Here is a 21,936-nt window from a genome sequence, read left to right on the forward strand (position 1 = left end):
GGACCTGACGGGCCGTACGGCGGGGCCGGACCGGCGCGGCCCGCCGTACGGCGGACGCAAGAAGGCCCCGCACCACGTGGTGCGGGGCCGCCGGGGGTTCGCGGCTCAGGCCGGGAGGACTCCGGCCTGCTCGGCCAGATCGTCGAACTCGCCGTCCTTGACGCCGAGGACGAAGGCCTCCCACTCCGCGGGAGTGAAGGTCAGTACGGGACTGTCGGGGTTCTTCGAGTCACGCATGAGATAGAGGGTCTCGTGGCCCGCCTTGAGGCCGGCGGCCACGGACTCCCCGTCCACCGCCGTCACCTCGACGCAGTTCCCACCGTTGCCCCCACTCCTGCGACCTTTGCGCCATACGACGCGGGACACTTCCGACATTGGACACCCCGCTTTTCTTCTCGTGGGCCTATTCTGACAACTCCTTCAGCACGTCCGTAATGAAGGAGCGTGACTCATCCGGCGTTAACGCGCGCGAGCCGAGATGGTCGAACATCAGCGTATAGGTGTCGAGGTCGCTCTGCTTCTCTAAATAAAGACTTCCTGTTCGGTACTCTACGTAGACAATGTCCGGATCGGCCGCGTCGGGGAACAGCAATATGTGAAATCCCCCGTGAACCGCGGACGGCGCGCCCGCCGCGAAGGGCAGCACCGAAAGCGACACGTTTTCGCGATACGACAGATCGATGAGCCGCCGCAGTTGTTCGCGCATCGTGGCCGGGCCCCCGGCGGGGCGGCGCAGCGCGGCCTCGCCGAGCACGACGCGCAGGCGCAGGGCGTCCTCGCGGTCGAGCAGGGCCTGGCGGCCGAGGCGCACCGCGACCCGCCGCTCGATCTCCCCCTCGGTCGCGCCGGCCGGGTCGGCCCGCATGAGCGCGCGGGCGTAGTCCTCAGTCTGGAGCAGGCCCGGCACCACCTCGGGTTCGTACGACGAGATGGCCCAGGCCTCCGCCTCCAGGCCCACGTAGACCTGGAACCAGTCGGGCACCGCGCGGCCGTACTGGTGCCACCAGCCGCGCTTGCGGGCGTCGCGCGCCATCGACAGCAGCGCCTCGCGCTGGTCGGCGGGCACGCCGTACAGGTCCAGCATCAGCGCGACCTCGCCGGGGCGGGCCCCGCTCTGCGCGCTCTCGATGCGGCTGATGGTGACGGGGGCGCAGCCCACGTGGCGCGCCACCTGTTCCCGGGTGTATCCAGCGCCCTTGCGCAACCGCCGGAGCTCGGCGGCCAGGCGGCGGCGGCGCGCGGTCGGGCTGGTGCGAGCACTCACCACGCCTCCCTGGTCTGCGAACGATCTGCGCTAGTTCACTCTGAACCGCTTGCAGCGGGCATCCGTGCGAGTCACACTCACAGCGTAGCGAGTTGCTGACGGCCCGTGTTCCCTTTCGTACGGTCGCACGCATGCGCGGGCGCCGTCGCGGACGGGGGACGGGAGACGAACGCGGGGAGCGTGGCGCCACCATGACACAGTCCCGGGGTGAAGGCCCACAGGACGACCAGCACAGGCAGCCCGCGGGGGGGCCGCCGTCGCCCGTCGTGCTCGTCGTGGCGCTCCCCGGCGAGGTGCGCACCGCGCGGCGGCACGTGCGGCGCGTCCTGGGCCAGGGGCACCCGGCGGTGCGCGACGTGGAGCTGCTGGTCAGCGAGCTCGTCACCAACTCCGTGCAGCACTCGGACTCCGCCGGCGACGGGCTCGTGCGCGTCGAGGTGACGAACGCCGACGGGGTCGTGCGCGTCGAGGTGGAGGACGACGGCTCCCCCGACAGCGTGCCGTGCATGTCGGCCGACCACTACTCCGCCGACAACGGCCGCGGGATGCTGCTCGTGGACGCCCTGGCCACCACGTGGGGCGTGCTCCGCGAGAAGGGCCGCACCACGACCTGGTTCACGCTCAAATACTGACGCGGCCCGCGGGCCACCGCGCCCGGTGATCTTCTGGCCGGGTTAATTCCTTTTCCACCGCATCGCATTAGGCGCCGCCCGGGACGGATTAACCGTCACCGTGACGGCGCCTAATACGTGAATACGGGGCGTGCGCGGGGGGCGTGGATTCGGGGGTCGCCCGGAATTGTTTCGGGGAGCGCGGGAAAACGGGGCCCGAACGGCCGGGCGGCATCTTACCGCCGACGTCCGGCCGCCATTGCGCGGGCCCGCGCGCACGCGAGAAGGGGGTTCACCGCGGGTGGAAGGGATTACCCCGGCGATGAAACCCGGCAGCCCCGGGGGACCCACCGGGTCAGGACCCGGGGAGGACCGGGAGCGCGTGTCCCCGCCCCCGCGGCGTCGCCGCCCGGCAGCGGCGGGCCCGCTGGCGTCGGCGGGCCGCGACGGGCCCCGGCGGGTCAGCGGGCGTCAGCGCGCCGCGACGGTCCTCGGCGGGTCAGCGGGCCCCGGCGGGTCAGCGGGCGTCAGCGCGCCGCGACGGTCCTCGGCGGGTCAGCGGGCCTCAGCGGGTCAGCGCCTCAGCGGGCCTCCAGCCGGTAGACGGGGCCGCCCAGGCTGAGCACGTAGACGTTGCCCTCCGCGTCGGTGCCGAACGAGGACAGCTCCTCGACCTTCCCGATCTCCCGCGACGGCCCCACGCCGTCCGCCGTGACCGGGGCGGCCTTGATCCAGCCCGCGCAGAAGTCGCCGTAGAGGAAGTGCCCGTCCAGCCCGGGCACGCTCGGCCCCCGGTACACCGGCCCGGCGATCACCGAGCAGGCGCCGTCCTCGCGCAGGGGGTACTCGATCACGGGGTCCACCGCGCCCTCCGGCTTCTCTCCCCCGTTGAAGGGGTGCCGGCCCTCGCGCAGGTTCCAGCCGTAGTTCTGCCCGCCCTGCGACCTGCCCGGCTGCCGGTTGACCTCCTCCCACGCGTTCTGCCCGACGTCGCCGATCCACAGGTCGCCGGTCTGGGAGTCGAAGGTGAACCGCCACGGGTTGCGCAGGCCGTACGCCCAGATCTCGGGCCTGGCCCCGGCGCGGCCGACGAAGGGGTTGTCGCGCGGCACGCCGTACGGCTTCGAGCCGTCGGGGCGCGGCGAGATGCGCAGGATCTTGCCCAGCCAGGTGCCGAGCTTCTGCCCGTTGCCCTGCGGGTCGCCGCCCGAGCCGCCGTCGCCGAGCCCGATGTAGAGGTGCCCGTCGGGGCCGAAGGCGAGCTGCCCGCCGTTGTGGTTCTCGAACGGCTGGCGCTGGGTGAGCACCTCGCGCCAGGTCCCCGCGCGGCCGTCCTCGGACATGGCGTACTCGCGGATGTGCGTGTGGCCGCCCTGGTCGGTGAAGTTCAGGTACAGGTAGCGGCCGTCCGGGGAGAACGCGATGCCCAGCAGCCCCTGCTCGGAGCCGGTGCTGACGTCGCCGCTCAGGTCCACCAGGGGCTCGTCCGCGACCTTCCCGTCGCGGATCACCCGCACCCGGCCGGTCTGCTCGGTGACGTACAGCGCGGGGTCGTCCTTGCGGACCGTCAGCGAGGTGGGGTTCTGCACCTCGGCGATCTGCCGGAGCTCGACGCGCCCGGGCCGCGGCGCGGGGTTCTCCCCGGTGGCCGGGGCGCCCCCGGTGGCGGGCGGCGGGTCCCCCGTGCCCGTCCCGGGGTCCTGCCGGGAGCAGGCTCCCAGCGCGAGCACCAGCACCACGACACCCAGCAGGGGCTTCAGTGATCGCTCCACACGGTCAATCCTGACACCTCCGCCCTTTCCGCGCGCCCCACTCGGCCCACCGATTCCGATCACGTCCCCTTTCCCGCCGGCGTACGGCTCCCGCCTCCGGCGCGGCCCCGCCCGCGCGCCGCCGTGTCCCGCCCGGTGCCACGGGCGTTCGCGCGCGGGGGTTCGGGAGGATCACCGGCGAACGCACCCGTTAGGGTTCGGGGCATGCCGAGCGCACTCATCACCGGAGCAACCGCGGGGATCGGGGCGGCCTACGCCCGACGCCTGGCCGCGGACGGATTCGACCTCGTCCTGGTGGCCCGGGACGAGAAACGGCTGGCCGAGGCCGCCGGGCGGCTGCGGTCCAAGCGGGTGAGCGTCGAGGTGCTGCCCGCCGACCTGGCGACGGACGAGGGCATCTCGGCGGTCGAGGCGCGGGCCGGCGCGGGGGTGGACCTCGTGGTGAACAACGCCGGGTTCGGCCACCCGGGCGCGTTCCTCCAGGTCCCCGTGGCCGACGAGCTGGCGATGCTCAAGGTGCACGTCGAGGCGGTGCTGCGGATCACGCGGGCCGCGCTGCCGCCGATGGTCGAGCACGGCCGGGGGGCGATCATCAACGTGGCGTCGGTGGCGGCGTTCTTCCCGCGCGGCACCTACAGCGCCACCAAGGCGTGGGTGGTCAACTTCAGCGAGTCGGTCGCCCAGGACGTGAACGCCGAGGGCGTGCGCGTCATGGCGCTGTGCCCCGGCTTCACCCACACCGAGTTCCACCGGCGGGCCGGCATGAACACCTCGAACATCCCCGGCTTCCTGTGGCTCTCCGCCGACCGCGTGGTCAACGAGAGCCTGCGCGACCTCGCCCGGGGCCTGCGCGTGAGCGTCCCCGGCACCCGCTACAAGGTGCTGGTGGGCGCGGGCAGGCTCATCCCCCGCAACCTCGCCGGCCGCCTCTCCTCCCGCGCCGGCCGCCGCTTCGACAAGTGACCTGACGGCCGCGCCGCGGCACGGCGGGCGCGCGGCCGTACGGGAAGAGGGACGGCCCCCGCCCGGGCGGGCGGGGGCCGGTGCGGGTGGCGGGTCAGCGGTTGGCCGGGTGGCCGATGGCCAGGCCCGACTCCTTGTCGAAGAAGTGCAGGTTGTTGGTGTCCACGGCGAGCTCGACGCTGTCGCCGGGGCGGACGTGGCTGCGGGCGTTGACGCGGGCGGTCCACATGGACTTGTCGCCGGCCAGCGGCAGGGCGGTGACGTCCTCCTCCTCGCCGGCGTCCTGCGCCAGGGCGGCGGTGTCCTTGTGCTCGACCGGCGGCGAGTCGATCATGAAGATGACGTTGATCTCGCTGCCCAGCTCCTCGGTGACCTCGGCCTTGACGCTCATGCGGGCCCAGTCGCCGTTGCCGTTGGAGGCCTCGTCGAAGTCGGACGGGCGGACGCCCAGGATGAGCGGCTTGCCGAAGTAGCCGTCCAGGCCCGGCTTGTCGGCGAAGATCTTCTCCGGGACGGGCAGCTTGTAGCCCGCGAAGGCGACCGAGGCGCCGCCGTCGCCGCGGACCAGCTCGGCGTTGGCGAAGTTCATGGCCGGGGAGCCCATGAAGCCGGCGACGAAGAGGTTGACCGGGCTGTCGAACAGGTTCTGCGGGGTGTCCACCTGCTGGAGGAGGCCGTCGCGCAGGACGCAGACGCGGTCGCCGAGGGTCATGGCCTCGATCTGGTCGTGGGTGACGTAGACCGTGGTGACGCCCAGGCGCTCGTGGAGCTGGTTGAGGGAGGCGCGCATGGAGACGCGGAGCTTGGCGTCCAGGTTGGACAGCGGCTCGTCCATGAGGAACGCCTGGGGCTCGCGGACGATGGCGCGGCCCATGGCGACACGCTGGCGCTGACCACCGGACAGGGCGGCCGGCTTGCGCTTGAGGTACTGCTCCAGGCCCAGCATGCGGGCGGCCTCGAGGACGCGCTTCTGGATCTCGGCCTTGGGCATCTTGCGCAGCTTGAGGCCGAACGCGAGGTTCTCCTCCACCGTCATGTGCGGGTAGAGGGCGTAGTTCTGGAACACCATCGCGATGTCGCGGTCCTTCGGCGGCAGGTCGTTGACCACGCGGTCGCCGATGGAGATCGTGCCGCCGCTGATGTCCTCAAGACCCGCGATCATCCGCAGCGCGGTGGACTTGCCACAGCCCGACGGGCCGACGAGCACCATGAACTCGCCGTCGCGGATGTCGAGGTTGAGCCCGTTGACCGCCTTCGTGCCACCGGCGTAGATCTTGTCAACGTTCTCAAGCTTGATGCCAGCCATGAACGATCCTTCGGGGAGCAGGTTGGATACGTTTTCACCGCAGCTCACCAGAACCGGACATCCGTGTCAAGAGCGCAGCACCAGAAGCCCGCATATCGACAATCCCGCACCTCCCATGATGGAATCGTTTCCACATCCAGAAGGGGGCCGAGGCCATGCCGCCGAGAAGGGCCACGATCAAGGACGTCGCCGCCGCGGCCGGGGTCGGTGTGGCGACGGTCTCCCGGGTGCTGTCCGGCACCGGCTCGGCCAGCCCCGAGACGCGTGAGCGGGTGCTGGCCGCCGCGGCCCGGCTGGACTACCGGCCGAGCGCGCTGGGCCGCAGCCTCAAGCTGGGGCGCAGCGGCGGCCTCGGGCTGCTCGTGCCCGGCCTGGCGAACACCTTCTACGGCCAGCTCGCCGACGGCGTGCTCGCGTGCGCCCGGTCGATGGGCGAGCACGTGGTGGTGGGCGCGACCGGGGACGACCCGGAGCGCGAGGCGAGCCTGCTCGGGAGCCTGGTCGAGCAGGGGGTCGAGCGGGTCGTCGCGGTGCCGTCCGGCGACGGCCTCGGCGAGAACTGGGAGCCGGCCCTGCGCGCCGGGCTGCGCGTGGTGTTCGCCGGGCGGCCCGGCCCCGGGAGCGCGCCCTCCGTGCTCACCGACGACCGCGCCGGGGTGCAGGCCGCCGTGGACTACCTCGGCGGCCTCGGCCACCGCTCGATCGGCTTCCTGGGCGGCCCGGCGACGGCGCGGGAGCGGCTGTTCCGCGACGCCCTGGCCGCGATCCGCATGCCGGCCGACGAGGAGCTCATCGTCGCCGCCCGCGCCACCCGCGACTCGGCGTACGCCGCGGCGGCCAGCCTCTTCCAGCGCCGCCCCGACGTGACGGCCGTCCTCGCGGCCGACAACACGCTGGGCGAGGCGGCCGTGCTCGCCGCCCGCGAGCTGGACCTGCGCATCCCCAGGGACGTCTCGGTGATCATGTTCGACGACGTCCCCTGGGCCGAGCTCTGCGGCCCGCCCCTCACCGTCGTCGCCCAGCCCGCCCACGACCTCGGCTACCGCGCCGCCGAGCTCGCTCTCCGCGACCGGCCGGGCCCCGACCGCACGCTCCTGCCGACCGAGCTCATCGTCCGCAACAGCTGCGCCCCCCGGACCCCCCGCTGACCCTCCTCATCCCGGGCCCGTGCCTCGCTATGGCCGGGGGCGGAGTTCCAGGAGGGCGATCTCCGGCGGGGCGCCCAGGCGGAGGGGCAGGTCGGAGAAGCCCGCGCCGTTGGTGACGAAGACCTGGGTGCCGCCGACCTCGGCCAGGCCGCTGAGTACCGGCTGCTGGAGGGCCTCCAGGTAGCCGAAGGGGAGGATCTGCCCCCCGTGCGTGTGGCCGGAGAGCTGGAGGTCCACGCCGTGGGCGGCGGCCTCCCGGGCCAGGACGGGCTGGTGCGACAGGAGGATGACCGGGCGGCCGGGGTCGCGGCCGCCCAGGGCCCGGCCGAGGTCGGCGCCGGGGACGCCCATCTCGCGCCCGGACACGTCGTCCACGCCCGCCAGGTCGATCGCCGCGCCGGCCCGCTCCAGCACGACGCGCTCGTTGCGGAGGGGCCGTACGCCCAGGGAGGCGACCTCCTGGGCCCACTCCTCGGGGCCGAAGTACGTCTCGTGGTTGCCGAGCACGTAGAACACGCCGTGCGGGGCCTCGAGGTCGCGCAGCGGGGCGGCGTCGGGGCCCAGCTCGCCCGGGGTCCCGGTGGCCAGGTCCCCCACGATCGCGATCATGTCGGGGCGGAGGGCGTTGATCCGGCGCACGATCCGCTCGGTGTGCCGCCGCCCCAGGAACGCTCCAACGTGGATGTCGCTGACCGCCGCGACCCGGAACCCCTCGAACGCGCCGGGCAGCCGGGCCAGCGTGATCGGCACGGAGCGGATCCTCGGCGCCCCGGTCGCGGACCGCACGCCCTGCGCCGTCGTCGCGGCGGCGGCCATCCCGGCGACCAGCACGGCCGACCGGCCCAGGAACAGCCGGCGGTCCAGTTCCGGCCCCGGCACGGCGCTCCCCGCGGCCGGCGGAGGGGGCTCGTCCGCCGCCCCGGCCGGGAGCTCCCCCAGCGGCGCCGACATCGCCGACCACACCTGGCCCCCGGCCTCCCGCCGCGCCCCGGCCGCGCCACGGGCCGCCCCGACCGTCGCGGCCTCGCCCTCCCCGGGCTCGCCGCGCCCGGCCGTGCCCCGGCGCGCGGCCGTACCCGGGCCGGGTACGGCGGGGCGCACCGCCGTACCCGGGCCGGAGGCGGCGCGCGCGGCCGTGCGGGACCGGGCGCGGCGGCGCAGGATCAGCGCGGCGAGCAGGCGGGCGGGCTCCAGCAGCAGGAGCCAGCAGGCGAAGAAGATGAGGAAGCCCTGCGCCAGCGAGACGGGCCAGACGATCGCGCGCGCCTCCAGCGGCGGGAGGGAGCGGGCGTGGGCCGTGAGGGCGATCAGGGCGGCGGCCGCGATCAGGCCCAGGACCACCAGGGTCCGGCGCTGGCGGCCGGGGCGCGTCGTGCCGCGCACCAGCCGCCACCACAGGAACACCGGCATCCCCAGGACGGCCGCGAAGACGGCGAGCAGTCCGAGGAACGCCATTCAGGGCAGGTGTTTCTCGACGGCGGCCACGACCTCGGGGGACTCGGGCTCGGTCCGCGGGCGGAACCGCGCGACGACGTTCCCCTCGGGGTCGAGGAGGAACTTCTCGAAGTTCCACTGGACGTCGCCGGCCTCACCGTCCGCGTCCGGGGTGCGGGTGAGCTCGGCGTAGAGGGGGTGCCGGGAGTCGCCGTTGACGTCGGTCTTCTCCAGGAGGGGGAAGTCCACGCCGTAGGTCGTGGAGCAGAACTCCTGGATCTCGCCGGCGCTGCCGGGCTCCTGGCCCATGAACTGGTTGCACGGCACGCCGACCACGGTCAGGCCGGGGTACCGCCGGTTCAGCGCGACGAGGCCGGAGTACTGCGGGGTGAGGCCGCAGCGGGAGGCGACGTTGACCACGAGCACGGCGTTCCCGGCGGCCAGCTCGCCCAGCGTGGTCGCCTCTCCGGACAGCGTGCGCAGGGGAATCGACTGGATGTTCATGATTGCCCAGCCTACTCACCGGCCGTTCGGAATCCCCGGCGGCGATGTGGAGATTCCGTGCAGCCGGGTACGGCGGGCGGGCGCACGGCAAGGGGTTCGCCTCCACCCCGCCAAGGACCCGTAAAAACCCCGATCCGGGAGGACTGGACGAGAGCGGCCGCGATCACAACACGTCATAGGAAAGGTCCCCGACGGAAGGATGAACGATCTTGTGTGGTAAACGCAGCCTGCTCCGGATGGGCGCGACCACGGTCGCGGCCGCGATGCTGACGGGCGCCGCCGCGACGGCCGCCACCGCCGACACCCGGCCGGTCGTGCGCAAGGGCGTCTGGACGACGTCGGCCAAGAAGCTCCGTCTTCCCGCCGCCAAGTCCGGGAACAAGCTGATCGCGCTGCGCCTGGTGCTGCGGCGCGACTGGTCGATGCGCCAGTTCCGCTGCCTGGAGAAGCTCTGGAGCCGCGAGAGCGGCTGGAACCACCGCGCGGTCAACCGCTCCTCGGGCGCGTACGGCATCCCGCAGGCGCTGCCCGCGTCCAAGATGAGCCGCGCCGGCTCCGACTGGCGCACGAACCCCGCGACGCAGATCCGCTGGGGACTGTCCTACGTGACGAAGCGGTACGGCACGCCCTGCCGCGCCTGGGCGTTCTTCACCGCCCACAACTGGTACTGAGCCGGTCACGCCGCCCGCGCCGGGCGCCCGCCGGGCCGCGCCCGCCGGTGACCCGCGCCCGCCGGAACCCGCACTCTCACGAACCCGGGCCCCGCCGCCCCGCCGTACACGAGCGCGCCGCCGTACGGCGAGGGGCCCGCGGGGCCGTACGGGAGAGGCGCCCGCGAAGCGCCGGGGTCAGACCTGGGCCGCGTCGCGGGGCAGGGCCTCGATGGCGCGGACCAGGAGCTCCAGCCCGAACTCGAACTCGGCCGCGTGGTCGCAGCGGCCGAGGACGGGCGCGAGCGCGGCGATGTGGGGGAAGCCGGCGGCCACGGCGTCCTCCAGCGCGGCGGGGTCGCGCGGGGCGGGGGCGAGGGCCGGGGTGACCCCGACCTCGCGCAGCAGCGAGCCGGTCAGGTAGGCGATCACGGCGCGGAACACGTGCACGGCGGTCTCGCCGGCGAACCCGGCCTCGCGGAGGGTGGCCAGGGCGCGCTCGACGGGGCGCAGGCCGCTGGGCGCCCGGAGCTGGCGCGTCATCACGACGAGCGTGGAGCGCGGGTAGTGCAGGGCGATCTGGCGGAAGGCCCGGCACTGGCCGCGCACCTGGTCGGTCCAGTGCTCGCCGGGCGCGGCCTCGAACTCGACGCCGCCGAGGATGCGCTCGGCCACCCCGTCGAGCAGCGCGGACTTGCTGGGGACGTGGTTGTAGAGGGACATGACGCCGACGCCCAGCTCGGCGGCGATCGCGCGCATGGAGACGGCCTCGGCCCCCCGGCGCTCGATCAGGCCGATCGCCGCGGAGACGATCCGGTCGCGGGTGAGTGCCGGGCGGGGGACGTCCATGGGCGACATTCTCACCCCTCGCGCGGACGATCTCCATGGACCATTGACCCTCCCGGGGCCGCGTGCGAGGCTTCGTACGTACGGTGTACGTCCCCCTCGGGAGGTTCCGTGTCCACCCACGAGCTGTACGCCATGCCGGTCGAGCACGCCGCCTGGGACGTGGAGATGGCCGGGTCGGCCAGGTTCACGTGGGAGTACGACGACGGGCGCGACCGGCTCCTGGCCCTGTACCAGAAGGGCAAGGACAAGCAGTGGGACGCCCAGAAGCGCATCGACTGGGACCTGGAGGTGGACCCGTACGACGTGCTCGGCGTCCCCGACCAGTCGCTGGCGATCTACGAGACGCCGATCTGGCGGCGCATGAGCGACGCGGAGCGCAAGGAGGTGCGGCGGCACCAGGCCTCCTGGCAGTTCTCCCAGTTCCTGCACGGCGAGCAGGGCGCGATGATCTGCTCGGCGCGGATCGTGGAGTCGGTGCCGGACCTGGACTCCAAGTTCTACGCGGCCACCCAGACCATGGACGAGGCGCGGCACGCCGAGCTGTACGCCCGCTTCCTCCAGGAGAAGATCGGGCTCGTCTACCCGATCAACGCCCAGCTCAAGGCCCTCCTCGACGACACGCTCTCCGACTCGCGCTGGGACATGCCCTACCTGGGCATGCAGGTGCTCATCGAGGGGCTGGCGCTGGCGGCCTTCGGCGTCATCCGCGACATCACGACCAAGCCGCTGCCCAAGCAGATCCTCGCGTACGTCATGCAGGACGAGGCGCGGCACGTGGCCTTCGGCCGGATGGCGCTGCGGGACTACTACAAGCAGCTCTCCGACGCCGAGCTGCGTGAGCGCGAGCAGTTCGTCATCGAGGGCTGCTACCTCATGCGCGACCGCATCCGGGGCCGCGACGTGTGGGAGAACCTCGGCCTGAGCAGGGCGGAGGTCGACGAGACGATGCGGGTCACGGACGAGTCGGCCTACCTGAAGACCTTCCGCCACCTGCTCTTCAGCCGGATCGTCCCCTGCGTGAAGGACATCGGCCTGTGGAGCGACCGGCTCCAGCGGGCGTACGTCGACATGGGCGTCTTCGAGATGGCCGGGCAGGACCTCGACGCCCTCATGAGGCAGGACGAGGAGATCGCCGAGAAGATCGACGAACGGCGCTTCGCCGCCGAGGAGTCCGAGCGCAAGGCCGAGGTCGCCGAGACCATCGCCCAGGCCGACTGAGGCCGCCGAGGCCATCAGCCAGGCCGACTGGGGCCGCCGGGAACGGCCGGGCCGGGCCGGGAACGGCGGACGCCCGCCCCGGCCGGGCCGGAACGGGCGTCCTGGGGCGTGGCGGGCGATCAGGTGCAGGCCTGGGCCAGCTTCTCGCCCTTCTGGCTGAACTCGCCCGCCCAGGCGGTGATCGCCTCGGGGCTGTCGGACTTCGGCGGCTTGCCCAGCTCCTCGATCGCCTTCTTGAGCTCGGCGTCGTCGGTCTTCTTGGCGATGTCGGCGAGCTTGGCCTCGGTGTCCTTGAGGATCTTCTCCAGTTCCTTGACGTCCGCGCCGGCGCTGGACATCGCGGTGCCCATGTCGTTCATGACCTTGGTCACCTCGACGCAGGCGGACGCCTTCTCGGCCGCGCCGCAGCCGGCGAGCGGGATGGCGAGCGCCGCGCCGGCGACGAGCAGGCGGGAGCGGGTCAGGAGAGCACGCATGTTGAATTCCATCCGGTGACGACAGTGGGGACAGCCTAGCGGTCCCGATCAGCCGCAGGCGGCCTCGAACTTCTCGGTCATCTTCACGAAGTCGCCGCCGAGCCAGCCGGCCATGGCCTCGGCCTCGTAGGACTTGGGCGGCGTCACCAGGTCCTCCAGCGTCTTGCGGAGCGCGGGGTCCTCCGCCTTCTTGGCCGCCTCCCCGAACGCGGCGTCCAGGTCCGTGACGAACTTCTCGAACCCGGCCGGGTCCTCGCCCAGCTTGTCCAGCCGGCCTCCGGCGTCCGAGACCACCTTGGTGGCCTGCAGGCAGGCCGCGAGATCGCCGTCGGGCTTCCCCTCACCTCCGCAGGCGGCGAGGGGGAGCATCAGGGCGGCCCCCGCGAGGAGCAGGCCGGGCCGTACCAGGATCTTGCGCATCTCTTCTTCCATCCGCTGGGCGACAGGGCCGCAGCCTACCGCTCGGCGGATGGAGAATTGACCATGTTTTATGACCTATGTCCGCTTAAGGCTCACGTGCACTGCTCGCTGAGCCGCCGGATGTGGTCCTGGGCCTTGTCCACCGCGTCCTGGACCTTCGCCGGGTCCGAGGCGCCGGCGGCGAAGTCGTTCCAGGTGGCGGCCATGTCGTCGAGGAGCTGCTTGAGGCTCTTGTCCGCCGTGCGGTCGGCCGCCGCGGCCAGGTCCGAGCTGAGGTCCTTGGCGGCCTGATCGAACTTCTCCGGGTTCTGGATGTACTCGTTGGCCTTGCCGGCGAACTCGCCGAGGGTCCTGCCCACGTCGGCGCACACCGTGACCTTGCCGCCGTTCGCCTCGACCCCGCAGGCCGTCGCGGTCATGGCCAGCGCCGCCGCGGCGAGGGCCGCCGCCAGGCGTCGGTTCATCGTTCTCACTGTTCGCCCCTCACCCCGGCCCCCGGTTCCCGGGGGCCGGATCGACGATCTCGTACCGTTCAACGAACCCCGCCCCTCCGGCGACTCCCGGCGTACGGCTCCCGCCGCGCCCTCCCCCGGCGTACGGCCCGCGTGGCGCCCGCCCCGCCGTACCGGCTCCGCGCGGGCGCGTCACGGGACCGGCCAGGTGTGGACGGGGCGGTGGGTGGCGGAGTGGGCGCGGTAGCGCGCCATGAGCTCCCGCGCGCCCTCCTCGCGGCCGAGGCCGGGTTCGAGGGCGGCCAGCGCCTGGAGCTGCCAGAGGGCGCCGGTCCGCCCGGCGGCCAGCCGGTCGCGGACGAGTTCGAGGTGGTCCAGGGCGTCGCCGGCCCCGGCCTTCTCCAGGCTCTCCAGGGCGGCGGGCAGCAGGGCGGGCACCAGCTCGCGGACGGGGAACTCGCGCGTCTCGCCCGCCGTGGGCCAGGCCAGGACGGCGTCCAGGCCGTCGCGGGCAGCGCGGTAGAAGTTGGCGTGGGCCTGCTGGAAGCCCAGGACGCGGGTCCACTCGGGGGCGGTCTCCCGCAGGTGGAGCGTGAGGCCGAGGAGGAACGCGGCGTTGGCCACCATGTCCGGCACGGTGGGGCCGGCGGGCAGGGCGCGCATCTCCACCCGCAGGTGGCCTCCGTCCGCGGGGTCGTAGACGGCGCGGTTCCAGCGCCACACGGTGCCCTGGTGCAGCCGCAGCTCCTCCAGCTCCGGCACGCCGCCCGCCCGCACCACGGCCCGCGGGTCCTCGCCTGTCACCACCGGCAGGACCGGCTCGTGCACGCGCACGGCCTCCTCGAACAGCTCGTACGCGCCCTCCCGCACCCATCCGCTGCCGAAGGCCACCCGGGCGACGCGCCGCCGCCGGGCGATCTGGTCGCGCTCGTCGGAGGACTGCTCGAACAGCGCGATCCGCGTCTCGTGCCACAGCCGCCGCCCCAGCAGCAGCGGCGAGTTCCCGGACACGGCGAGCACGGGCGCGATCGCGAGCTGCGCGGCGTTGTAGCAGTCGGCGAACTCCTCCGGCGGCACCCGCAGGTGGACCTGCCAGGAGGTGTTCGCCCCCTCGGGCGCGGAGTCGTCGGCGCGGTAGGCCAGCTCGTCCTGGCCCTCGATGCGGATCTCGAACGGCTCGGCCCGCAGCCGCCGCAGCCCGTTCGACAGCGCCCGGTAGCGGGGCGCGTCGCTGATGAAGGGGGCCGCCAGGTGGTCGGGCCGCAGCGTGGGCAGCACGCCCACCGGCACGACGTGCCCGCCGCACTGCCGCGCGGCCTGGTCCGCCAGGTGCATCGTCTCGGTCATCTCCGCGGCCAGCGCCTCGAACGGGCGGCCGGACAGCTCGCGGGGGGTGAGGTTGAGTTCGATGTTGAAGCGGCTGAGCTCGGGCACCACCCGGTCGTCGCGGGCGATGTCCAGGACGACGTCGTTGCGGGGCAGCGGCCGCTCCTCGCCGTCCACGAGGAACAGCTCGAGCTCCGCGCCCAGGCTCGCCGGCCCGGCGCCGAACCCGGGCCGGCCGAGCAGCTCGCGCAGGGCGGCCAGGCTATGGTCCAGACGTTCCCCGAACGCGGTGTACTCCGCGTCGGTGAACTCCTCCTTGTCGATCGTGAGACCCATGCCCTGGCTTTGCCCGGCAAAGCGGGGTTAAAGCCTCCTCACAGTTTGTTGAAGCAGGGTCCGTCGAGCCGGTAGGCCCTGGCGGTGGGGCCGGTGAAGAAGTCCCGGGCCACCGAGACGCCCGTCGGGGCCTTCTCGTCCACCTTGTTGATCAGCGTCTGGCGGAACACGGCGGTGTTCGGGTCGGCGGCGAAGTTCCCGGCCTCCGGGGGCAGCATGCCCTCGTAGTCCACGGTGGTCAGCGACTTGACCGCCGCCAGCAGGCCCGCCCTGCCGACGTTCCCGCCCGCGACCATCTTCTCCAGCGCGGCCTTCATGGGGTACGCCCAGGCCCAGCCGGAGGTGTAGCCGTCGTTGGGGGTCACGTTCCCGAGCGCCTGCCGCATCGCCCGGTGGCCGGGCGTGTCCGCGCCGTACGGCAGGCCGGGCGCCGACTGCTCGTACAGCGCCTTGATCGCGGGAGCGGCCGGGCTCTTGAGCAGGGCGGGGTTCCAGGTGGGGCCGGTGCCGATGAACCGTCCCCGGAATCCGCGCGCGGCGCTCTGGCCGATCACGGCGGCGGCGTCGGCGGGCCCGGTGGTGAGGATCACGACGTCGGGCTTCCCCTTGACGATCTCGTCGATCGCGCGGCCCTGCTCGGTCGCCCCGGAGGGCGTCTCGACGGCGGAGAACTCCAGCTTTCCCGCCTCGGCCGCGGCCTTGGCCCCGGCGGCGGCGTCCGCGCCGTAGTCGCCGGCGTAGTGGACGGCCATGACCTTCCTGGCCTTGTGCGCCTCGGCGGCGTAGTCCACCGAGTTCATCGCCTCGACGCAGTAGTTCGAGCCGGTCTCGATGATCACGTCCTCGAACTCCCAGGCGGAGGTCCAGGACGCGGGGGCGGAGACGATGCGCTGCGCCCGCAGGTCGGCGATGATCGCGGCGGTGGTGGGCGAGCCGAGCGTCTGGGCCAGGCCGAGCACCTTGCCCTTGATCTCCTGGTAGACCTGGTTGTGCACCTCGGGGTTGTACTTGTTGTCGCGGACGTAGGTCTGCACGTCCACCTCGTACTTCCCGCCGATGCCGCCGGCGGCGTTGACCCGCTTCCAGAAGGCCTTCTGCGCGTCGGTGATCGGCACCGCCAGCGCGGCGAACGGGCCGGAGGTCAGGTCGGAGATCGTGCCGAGGTAGATGCAGCCCTTGGCCTTGTCCACGGCCTGCGGGCAGGGCTCCTTCGTCACCCCCGGCGCGGCGGGCGCGCCGCCCTTCCCCTCGCCCTCCCCGCCCCCGCCGCGGAAGACGCCGCAGGCCGAGATCGGCAGCAGGACCAGCGCGGCGACCGTCGCCGCGAGGTGGCGTCTGTTCATTTCTCCCTCTCTTCCGGGATGCACGCGCCCCTGCGGGACCGCGTGGGAGATCAGTAGGAGAAGGGCCAGGACTTCCAGTAGTTCCGGATCCGGACCCAGATGCCGAACAACCCCCGGGGCTCGAAGACGAGGAACACGATGATCAGCAGGCCGTAGAGCACGGTCTCGACCTGGAAGACGTTGGGGGTCCGCGTGATGTCGCCGCTGATGAACGGCGCCAGCGCGGGCAGCTCCCGGGTCAGGCGCGGCAGCAGCGTGATGAACAGCGCCCCGGCGATCGCCCCGGACACCGTCGCCACGCCCCCGATCAGCACCATCGCGATGAACTGCACCGACAGCAGCAGGTTGAACGAGCCCGGGTCGAAGAACCCGGCGACCGTGTAGAGCAGCGCGCCCGCGCATCCGGCGTAGAACGAGGAGATCGCGAAGGCCAGCGCCTTGTACCGCGCCAGGTCCACCCCCATCACCGCCGCCGCGATGTCGCGGTCGCGCACCGCCGCGAACGCCCGCCCGACCCGCGACCGCGCCAGGTTCCGCGCCCCGAGCGCGAAGACCGCCAGCAGCACGAGCATGAGCAGGTAGAGCTGCTGCTCCCGGCTGCCGAGCGGCCCGGCCTGGTCGAACCGCACCCCGAACAGCTCGGGCACCGCCGCGGGCCGCCCCACCCCGGGCCCTCCGGTCAGGTGGTCCCACTCCTTGAACACGTGCTCGCCGAGGAACACCAGACCGAGCGTGACGACGGCCAGGTAGAGCCCGCGCAGCCGTACGGCCAGCGGGGCCACGAGCAGCCCGGCGAGGGCGGCCGCGAGCCCCGCGGCGGGCAGCCACACGAGCATGCTGGTCACGCCCAGGCCGATCACCCGCCCGTCCGGGTCGCCGGAGATCGCCGCCGCGGTGTACGCGCCGATGGCCAGGAAGAACGCGTGCCCGAGCGACACCTGCCCGGCGTATCCGGTCACGATGTTGAGCCCGACGGCCCCGATCGCCGCGACGTACGCGGTGGCCAGCAGCGAGAGCATCTCGTCCACCAGCACGTACGGCAGGAGCAGCGCGACGGCCAGCAGCGCCAGCGTCCACCGCCGCTTGGCGGGCGTGTCGAGCAGCGCCATGTCCTGCCCGTAGGAGGTGTGGAGCAGCGGCCGGCGCCGCACCCGCTTTCCCCGCCGCGCCGGGACGCCGGGGGCGGGCCGCGGGCCCTGGCTCCCGGTGGCGGCCTCGGCCGTCCTGGGTCCGGTCATACGCGCTCGACCTCCCGGGTGCCGAACAGGCCGTACGGCCGCACGAGAAGCACGACCAGCATCACCACGTACGGCGAGACGACCGCGAAGTTCTGCCCCAGCCAGGGCGCGAGCTGCTGCTGGTAGGCCTGCACCAGGGACTCGGCGACGCCCACCGCCAGGCCCCCGGCGACCGCGCCGCCGAGCGAGTCGAGCCCGCCCAGGATGATCGCCGGGAGGGCCTTGAGCGCGATGATCCAGGTGAGCTGGTCCACGCCCTGCCCGGTCCCCACGAAGGTCCCGGCGATCGCGGCCAGCCCCCCGGCCAGCGCCCAGGACAGCGCGAACACCATGCCCACCGAGACGCCCTGGGCCAGCGCCGCCTCCTGGTCGTAGGCGGCGGCGCGCATGGCCAGGCCGTACCGCGTGTGGCGGAAGAAGGCGAAGACGGCCAGCAGCACGACGACGGCCGCGGCCAGCATCGCCAGGTGCCGCTGCTGCACCCCGATCCCGGCCAGGTGCACCGTCCGGAACCCCCACGGGTCCCCCACCTGCCGCACGTCGCGCCCGATGAAGCCGTTGACGATCACCCGGAGCACGACGTCCACGCCGAGCGTGATGATCGCGACGACGAACACCGGCCGCCCCACCATCGGCCGGATGGCGGCGCGCTCGACGGCGAGCGCGAGCGCCGCGACGCCGGCCACGGAGATCAGCACGGCCGCGTAGAACCCGGTCACGCCCGCGAGGTGGCTGACGGCGACCGCCCCGCAGATCATGAACGCGGGCTGCGCGAAGCTGATCACCCGCGTCGCCTTGTAGATGATCACGAAGCCCAGCGCCAGCAGCGCGTACACCGATCCGTTGCCCAGCCCGCGGACCAGGCTCTCCAGCAGGCCCTTCAGCGTGTCCACGGCCGCCTCCCCGCCGCCGGGCGGGGCGGTCGCCCGCTCACCGCCCGCTCCGGTACATCTCCTCGACCTGGCCCTCGAAGAGCCTGGCGATCGCCGACCGCTTGACCTTCTGGGTGGCGGTCAGCTCGCCGTCCTCGTGGTCGAGCTCCTTGGGCAGGAAGCTGAACCGCTTGACCTGCTCGACCCGGGCGAACCGCGCGTTCACCTCGGTCACCACCCCCTGGATCAGCTCCCTGACCTCGGGCTTGCCCGACAGGTCGCGGTAGGTGGTGTACGCCAGGCCGCGCCGCCTGGCCCACTCGCCCACCGTGTCCGCCTCGATCCCGATCAGCGCCGTCAGGTAGGGCCGCCGGTCCCCGATGACCACGGCCTCCTTGACGTACGGCGAGGCCTTGAGGGCGTTCTCGATCTCGGAGGGGGCGATGTTCTTGCCGCCCGCGGTGATCAGGATGTCCTTCATCCGGTCGGTGACCTTCAGGTGCGTGCCGTCCACCCACTCGCCCACGTCGCCGGTGCGCAGCCAGCCGTCGGGGTCGAGCACGTCCGCGGTGGCGTCGGGCCGGCGCCAGTACCCCGCGAACACCCCGGGGTGGCGCGTCTGGATCTCGCCGGTCAGCGGGTCGATCCGGATCTCGACCCCGGGATGGGGCTCGCCGACCGTGCCCAGCCTCACCCGCCCCGGCCGGTTCGCCGTGGCCACGGCGGTGTTCTCGGTCATGCCGTAGACCTCGTGCATCGCGATCCCGATGCCCATGTAGAACTTGAGCACGTCCGGCGCGATCGGGGCCGCCCCGCTCGCGGCGTACCGCACCCGGCGCATCCCGAGGCGCTCCCGCAGCGCCCGGTAGCAGAAGAGCCAGCCGGCGGCGTACAGGATCCGGGTCGCCGGGGTGTGCCGGCCGCCGGTGCGCACCAGGACGTCCCCGACACGGTCGGCGACGCGCAGCCAGAAGCGGGTGGTGACGCGCTTGAGCGGGGAGGCGGACTCCAGCCGGACGTTGACGCCCGCCAGCACCTTCTCCCAGATGCGGGGCACGCCGAACAGGATCGTCGGCTGCACCTCGCGCAGGTTCGCCTGCACGGTCTCGATCGACTCGGCGAAGTTGGCCTGCACCCCGGCGGCGGCGTTGAACCAGGTCGTGAACGCCCGCTCGGCGACGTGGCACAGCGCCAGGTAGGACAGGATCAGGTCGCGCTCGGACGGCGGGGGCGAGGTGAAGCCGCCGCCGTCGATCAGCGTCCGGATCGCGAACTCGACGTTGGCCACGGTCAGCATCGCGCCCTTGGGCGGCCCGGTGGTGCCGGAGGTGTAGATGAGCGTCATCACGTCGTCCGGCCGCGCCTCCGCCATGCGCCGCTCCACCGCCCCCGGATGCGCCGCGCGGTGGGCCGCGCCGGCGGCCAGGAACTCGTCCCAGCCCATGAGCTTGGGGTGGTGGTAGCGGCCCCGGATCCCGCGCGGCTCGACGTAGACCACGCGCTCCAGGTCCGGGCACCGGTCGAGCACGGCCAGCGCCTTGTCCACCTGCTCCTGGTCCTCGGCGACGAGGATCCTCGCGCCGGACTGGGCGAGCAGGTAGGCCACCTCGGCGGCCGGGCTCGTCGGGTACATCCCGGTCGTGATCGCGCGGATCGCGACGGCGCCCAGGTCGGCGTAGAGCCATTCGCGGCGGTTCTCCGAGTGCACCGCGACCCGGTCCCCCGGCTCGACGCCGAGGGCGAGCAGGGCGTGGGCGGTGAGCAGGACGTGGTCCCAGTACTCCGCCCAGGTCACCTCCCGCCAGACGCCGAACTCCTTCTCCCGCAGCGCCACCCGGTCCGGCGTGGCCCGCGCCCGGTCCCGCACGCGGGTGACGACCGTGGTGACGGCGGTGCGGCCGGTGGTGACGGTCATGACCGGTCCTCCTCTCCGCCGAGGTACGCGCGGATCACCTCGGGGTCGCCCTGGACGCGCTCGGGCGTCCCGCAGGCCACCGGGCGGCCGAAGTCCAGGGCGAGGACCCGGTCGGCCAGATCCATCACCAGGCCCATGTCGTGGTCCACGAGCACCATCGGCACGCCCAGCTCGTCGCGCACGTCGAGCACGAACCGGGCCATGTCCTCGGTCTCCTCCAGGTTCATCCCGGCCACCGGCTCGTCGAGCAGCAGCAGCCGGGGCTCCATCGCCAGCGCGCGCCCCAGCTCCACCCGCTTCTGGATCCCGTACGGCAGCAGCCGCACCGGGTGGCGCCGCCACGCCTCCAGCTCCAGGAAGTCCACGATGTCCTCGGCGCGGGCGCGGGCGGCGAGCTCCTCGCGGCGGGCGCGGCCGAGCCAGGCCAGGGCGGCGAGCGCGCCGTACCGGAAGTGGCAGTGGCGGCCCAGCATGAGGTTGTCGAGCACGGTCAGGTTGTGGAACAGCTCGACGTTCTGGAACGTGCGCGCCAGGCCCATCGCGGCGATCCGGTGGGGGCGGCGGCCGGCGATGTCCTCGCCCAGGAAGCGCACGCGGCCGCGCTGGGGGCGGTAGACGCCGGAGATCACGTTGAACACCGAGGTCTTCCCTGCGCCGTTCGGGCCGATCACGGCGAACAGCTCGGCCGGGCCGACCTCGAAGGACACGCCGTCGATCGCGGTCACGCCGTCGAAGCGCAGGTGCACGTCCTCGACGGCGAGCACGGGCCCGGGTCCCGGGGGCTCAGGTCCTCCCGGGGGCTCAGGTCCTCCCGGGGGCTCGGGCCCTCCCGGGGGCGGGGCGTCGGGGGGCGGGGCGTCGGATTTCAGGACAACCACCTCTTCCGGCGCTTGTAGTGCTTGACGTCGCGGAAGGACCGGTCGGCGCCCTCGGCTCCCAGGCCCAGGTAGAACTCGCGGATGTCCTCGTCCCGCAGCAGTTCCCCGGCGGGCTTGTCCATGACGACCCGGCCGGTCTCCAGGACGTACCCGTGGCTCGCGATCGACAGGGCCATGCGCGCGTTCTGCTCGACGAGCAGGACGGTCACGCCCTGGCGGTTGATCTCGGCGATGAGGTCGCGGATGCGGCGGACGAGGGCGGGGGCCAGCCCGAGGCTGGGCTCGTCGAGCAGGAGGTACCGGGGGCTCGCCATCAGCGCCCGGCCGAGCGCGAGCATCTGCTGCTCCCCGCCCGACAGGTAGCCAGCGACGCCGTGCCTGCGCTCGGCCAGCACGGGGAACAGGGCGAACACCCGCTCCAGGTTCGCGGCGATCTCGCGCGGGCGCGTGTGGCCGCCCACGCGGAGGTTCTCCTCCACGGTGAGCTCGGCCAGCACGCGGCGCCCCTCCATCACCTGGCTGACGCCCCGGCGCACGATCGCGGCCGGGCGCAGCGCGTGGACGGGCTCCCCGTCGATGGTCACCTCGCCCTTGGTGACCTCCCCGTCGTGGACGCCGAGGAGCCCGGAGATCGCGCGCAGCAGCGTGGTCTTGCCCGCGCCGTTCGCGCCGAGCAGGGCCACCACGGAGCCCGCGGGGACGTCGAGGCTGACGCCGCGGAGCACCAGCATGACGTCGTCGTACACGACCTCAAGGTTCCGCACCGCCAGCATGGGCGCTCCCGGGTGGACGTCGGACCGGCGCACGCATCCCCGTTCCCAACAGAGTCCCCTCGGGGGATCAGCGCAGCAAGGCCCAGTCTCCGGAAATCTGAACGACGTTCTAGATCAAAACGGGATCAAGTCCGGAGGAAGGGCCCCGCGAAGCCCGGCAGGTCAGGGGAATGTGGCGTCGCCGCACG

Annotated in this window: 22 protein-coding genes; 5 read left to right on the top strand and 17 right to left on the bottom strand. The window is 73.1% G+C overall.

From position 1 onward, the window contains the following. Positions 1-105 precede the first annotated feature (105 nt). A complete protein-coding gene (locus D5H75_RS06565) occupies positions 106-375 on the bottom strand; it encodes a DUF397 domain-containing protein (protein ID WP_119925439.1) in 270 nt (89 codons plus the stop codon). Between the two features lie 28 nt (positions 376-403). Beyond that, positions 404-1,264, bottom strand: a complete 861-nt coding sequence (locus tag D5H75_RS06570) for a helix-turn-helix domain-containing protein (protein ID WP_119925440.1) — start codon at positions 1,262-1,264, stop codon at positions 404-406. 191 nt (positions 1,265-1,455) lie between these two features. Here D5H75_RS06570 and D5H75_RS06575 point away from each other — a divergent pair, with 191 nt between their 5' ends. Beyond that, positions 1,456-1,896, top strand: a complete 441-nt coding sequence (locus tag D5H75_RS06575; RefSeq protein ID WP_202637893.1) for an ATP-binding protein — start codon at positions 1,456-1,458, stop codon at positions 1,894-1,896. Between the two features lie 560 nt (positions 1,897-2,456). Here D5H75_RS06575 and D5H75_RS06580 read toward each other — a convergent pair. Then, on the bottom strand, positions 2,457-3,647 hold the full coding sequence (locus tag D5H75_RS06580) for a PQQ-dependent sugar dehydrogenase (RefSeq protein WP_119925442.1): 1,191 nt from the start codon (positions 3,645-3,647) through the stop codon (positions 2,457-2,459). Between the two features lie 204 nt (positions 3,648-3,851). Between D5H75_RS06580 and D5H75_RS06585 the strand changes: the two genes are divergently transcribed. After that, on the top strand, positions 3,852-4,610 hold the full coding sequence (locus D5H75_RS06585; protein ID WP_119925443.1) for an SDR family NAD(P)-dependent oxidoreductase: 759 nt from the start codon (positions 3,852-3,854) through the stop codon (positions 4,608-4,610). A gap of 94 nt (positions 4,611-4,704) precedes the next feature. Here the strand turns inward: D5H75_RS06585 and D5H75_RS06590 are convergent, their stop codons facing one another. Next, the gene (locus D5H75_RS06590; RefSeq protein WP_119925444.1) at positions 4,705-5,916 is read right to left on the bottom strand and encodes an ABC transporter ATP-binding protein; all 1,212 of its coding nucleotides are present in this window, start codon (positions 5,914-5,916) and stop codon (positions 4,705-4,707) included. Between the two features lie 155 nt (positions 5,917-6,071). Between D5H75_RS06590 and D5H75_RS06595 the strand changes: the two genes are divergently transcribed. Next, positions 6,072-7,064: a LacI family DNA-binding transcriptional regulator gene (locus tag D5H75_RS06595; protein ID WP_119925445.1), complete on the top strand. Its 993-nt coding sequence runs from the start codon at positions 6,072-6,074 to the stop codon at positions 7,062-7,064. Positions 7,065-7,091: 27 nt separating this feature from the next. On the opposite strand, the gene D5H75_RS06600 is transcribed toward D5H75_RS06595, so the two are convergent. Both D5H75_RS06600 and D5H75_RS06605 read right to left on the bottom strand, forming a co-directional pair. Next, positions 7,092-8,519 (bottom strand): metallophosphoesterase, encoded by a 1,428-nt coding sequence (locus D5H75_RS06600; protein WP_119925446.1) that lies wholly within the window; start codon positions 8,517-8,519, stop codon positions 7,092-7,094. Next, a complete protein-coding gene (locus tag D5H75_RS06605) occupies positions 8,520-9,002 on the bottom strand; it encodes a glutathione peroxidase (RefSeq protein ID WP_119925447.1) in 483 nt (160 codons plus the stop codon). It abuts the gene before it with no gap. A gap of 236 nt (positions 9,003-9,238) precedes the next feature. On the opposite strand from D5H75_RS06605, the gene D5H75_RS06610 reads away from it, so the two are divergent. Further along, positions 9,239-9,673 carry an aggregation-promoting factor C-terminal-like domain-containing protein gene (locus D5H75_RS06610; protein ID WP_119925448.1) on the top strand — a complete coding sequence of 145 codons (435 nt, stop codon included), beginning with the start codon at positions 9,239-9,241 and terminating at the stop codon, positions 9,671-9,673. A gap of 177 nt (positions 9,674-9,850) precedes the next feature. On the opposite strand, the gene D5H75_RS06615 is transcribed toward D5H75_RS06610, so the two are convergent. After that, a complete protein-coding gene (locus D5H75_RS06615; RefSeq protein WP_119925449.1) occupies positions 9,851-10,501 on the bottom strand; it encodes a TetR/AcrR family transcriptional regulator C-terminal domain-containing protein in 651 nt (216 codons plus the stop codon). A 108-nt stretch (positions 10,502-10,609) separates the two neighbouring features. Here D5H75_RS06615 and D5H75_RS06620 point away from each other — a divergent pair, with 108 nt between their 5' ends. Continuing rightward, positions 10,610-11,719, top strand: a complete 1,110-nt coding sequence (locus D5H75_RS06620; RefSeq protein WP_242454025.1) for a ferritin-like domain-containing protein — start codon at positions 10,610-10,612, stop codon at positions 11,717-11,719. Between the two features lie 119 nt (positions 11,720-11,838). Here D5H75_RS06620 and D5H75_RS06625 read toward each other — a convergent pair whose 3' ends face one another. The 10 genes from D5H75_RS06625 to D5H75_RS06670 form a co-directional block, all read right to left on the bottom strand. Next, the gene (locus D5H75_RS06625) at positions 11,839-12,195 is read right to left on the bottom strand and encodes a hypothetical protein (protein ID WP_147425077.1); all 357 of its coding nucleotides are present in this window, start codon (positions 12,193-12,195) and stop codon (positions 11,839-11,841) included. A gap of 48 nt (positions 12,196-12,243) precedes the next feature. Next, complete coding sequence (locus D5H75_RS06630; protein WP_119925451.1) at positions 12,244-12,615, bottom strand: hypothetical protein; 372 nt, start codon at positions 12,613-12,615, stop codon at positions 12,244-12,246. Between the two features lie 92 nt (positions 12,616-12,707). Further along, entirely contained in the window at positions 12,708-13,079 is a 372-nt protein-coding gene (locus D5H75_RS06635) for a hypothetical protein (protein WP_119925452.1), read from the bottom strand. A 180-nt stretch (positions 13,080-13,259) separates the two neighbouring features. Beyond that, a complete protein-coding gene (locus D5H75_RS06640; protein ID WP_119925453.1) occupies positions 13,260-14,729 on the bottom strand; it encodes a glutamate-cysteine ligase family protein in 1,470 nt (489 codons plus the stop codon). Positions 14,730-14,767: 38 nt separating this feature from the next. Next, the gene (locus D5H75_RS06645; RefSeq protein ID WP_119925454.1) at positions 14,768-16,072 is read right to left on the bottom strand and encodes an ABC transporter substrate-binding protein; all 1,305 of its coding nucleotides are present in this window, start codon (positions 16,070-16,072) and stop codon (positions 14,768-14,770) included. A 50-nt stretch (positions 16,073-16,122) separates the two neighbouring features. Further along, positions 16,123-17,310 carry a branched-chain amino acid ABC transporter permease gene (locus D5H75_RS06650; protein WP_202637894.1) on the bottom strand — a complete coding sequence of 396 codons (1,188 nt, stop codon included), beginning with the start codon at positions 17,308-17,310 and terminating at the stop codon, positions 16,123-16,125. Next, positions 17,307-18,203, bottom strand: a complete 897-nt coding sequence (locus tag D5H75_RS06655; protein ID WP_202637895.1) for a branched-chain amino acid ABC transporter permease — start codon at positions 18,201-18,203, stop codon at positions 17,307-17,309. Before D5H75_RS06655 ends, D5H75_RS06650 begins: the two co-directional genes overlap by 4 nt. Before the next feature lie 37 nt (positions 18,204-18,240). Further along, positions 18,241-20,097, bottom strand: coding sequence for an AMP-dependent synthetase/ligase (locus tag D5H75_RS06660; protein ID WP_119925455.1), 1,857 nt, complete (start codon positions 20,095-20,097; stop codon positions 18,241-18,243). Then, positions 20,094-20,861, bottom strand: coding sequence for an ABC transporter ATP-binding protein (locus D5H75_RS06665; protein ID WP_119925456.1), 768 nt, complete (start codon positions 20,859-20,861; stop codon positions 20,094-20,096). Before D5H75_RS06665 ends, D5H75_RS06660 begins: the two co-directional genes overlap by 4 nt. A gap of 101 nt (positions 20,862-20,962) precedes the next feature. Further along, the gene (locus tag D5H75_RS06670) at positions 20,963-21,748 is read right to left on the bottom strand and encodes an ABC transporter ATP-binding protein (protein WP_119925457.1); all 786 of its coding nucleotides are present in this window, start codon (positions 21,746-21,748) and stop codon (positions 20,963-20,965) included. Positions 21,749-21,936 lie beyond the last annotated feature (188 nt).

This window comes from Bailinhaonella thermotolerans (assembly GCF_003594875.1).
Lineage (GTDB): Bacteria > Actinomycetota > Actinomycetes > Streptosporangiales > Streptosporangiaceae > Bailinhaonella > Bailinhaonella thermotolerans.

What these genes read in the sequence shown, in the direction of transcription:
- D5H75_RS06600 (WP_119925446.1), bottom strand. Translation starts at nt 8,519, where the DNA reads ATGGCGTTCCTCGGACTGCTCGCCGTCTTCGCGGCCGTCCTGGGGATG.
- D5H75_RS06595 (WP_119925445.1), top strand. Translation starts at nt 6,072, where the DNA reads ATGCCGCCGAGAAGGGCCACGATCAAGGACGTCGCCGCCGCGGCCGGG.
- D5H75_RS06640 (WP_119925453.1), bottom strand. Translation starts at nt 14,729, where the DNA reads ATGGGTCTCACGATCGACAAGGAGGAGTTCACCGACGCGGAGTACACC.
- D5H75_RS06605 (WP_119925447.1), bottom strand. Translation starts at nt 9,002, where the DNA reads ATGAACATCCAGTCGATTCCCCTGCGCACGCTGTCCGGAGAGGCGACC.
- D5H75_RS06630 (WP_119925451.1), bottom strand. Translation starts at nt 12,615, where the DNA reads ATGCGCAAGATCCTGGTACGGCCCGGCCTGCTCCTCGCGGGGGCCGCC.
- D5H75_RS06615 (WP_119925449.1), bottom strand. Translation starts at nt 10,501, where the DNA reads ATGGACGTCCCCCGCCCGGCACTCACCCGCGACCGGATCGTCTCCGCG.
- D5H75_RS06625 (WP_147425077.1), bottom strand. Translation starts at nt 12,195, where the DNA reads ATGCGTGCTCTCCTGACCCGCTCCCGCCTGCTCGTCGCCGGCGCGGCG.
- D5H75_RS06645 (WP_119925454.1), bottom strand. Translation starts at nt 16,072, where the DNA reads ATGAACAGACGCCACCTCGCGGCGACGGTCGCCGCGCTGGTCCTGCTG.
- D5H75_RS06670 (WP_119925457.1), bottom strand. Translation starts at nt 21,748, where the DNA reads ATGCTGGCGGTGCGGAACCTTGAGGTCGTGTACGACGACGTCATGCTG.
- D5H75_RS06590 (WP_119925444.1), bottom strand. Translation starts at nt 5,916, where the DNA reads ATGGCTGGCATCAAGCTTGAGAACGTTGACAAGATCTACGCCGGTGGC.
- D5H75_RS06575 (WP_202637893.1), top strand. Translation starts at nt 1,456, where the DNA reads ATGACACAGTCCCGGGGTGAAGGCCCACAGGACGACCAGCACAGGCAG.
- D5H75_RS06635 (WP_119925452.1), bottom strand. Translation starts at nt 13,079, where the DNA reads ATGAACCGACGCCTGGCGGCGGCCCTCGCCGCGGCGGCGCTGGCCATG.
- D5H75_RS06565 (WP_119925439.1), bottom strand. Translation starts at nt 375, where the DNA reads ATGTCGGAAGTGTCCCGCGTCGTATGGCGCAAAGGTCGCAGGAGTGGG.
- D5H75_RS06610 (WP_119925448.1), top strand. Translation starts at nt 9,239, where the DNA reads ATGGGCGCGACCACGGTCGCGGCCGCGATGCTGACGGGCGCCGCCGCG.
- D5H75_RS06660 (WP_119925455.1), bottom strand. Translation starts at nt 20,097, where the DNA reads ATGACCGTCACCACCGGCCGCACCGCCGTCACCACGGTCGTCACCCGC.
- D5H75_RS06585 (WP_119925443.1), top strand. Translation starts at nt 3,852, where the DNA reads ATGCCGAGCGCACTCATCACCGGAGCAACCGCGGGGATCGGGGCGGCC.
- D5H75_RS06650 (WP_202637894.1), bottom strand. Translation starts at nt 17,310, where the DNA reads ATGACCGGACCCAGGACGGCCGAGGCCGCCACCGGGAGCCAGGGCCCG.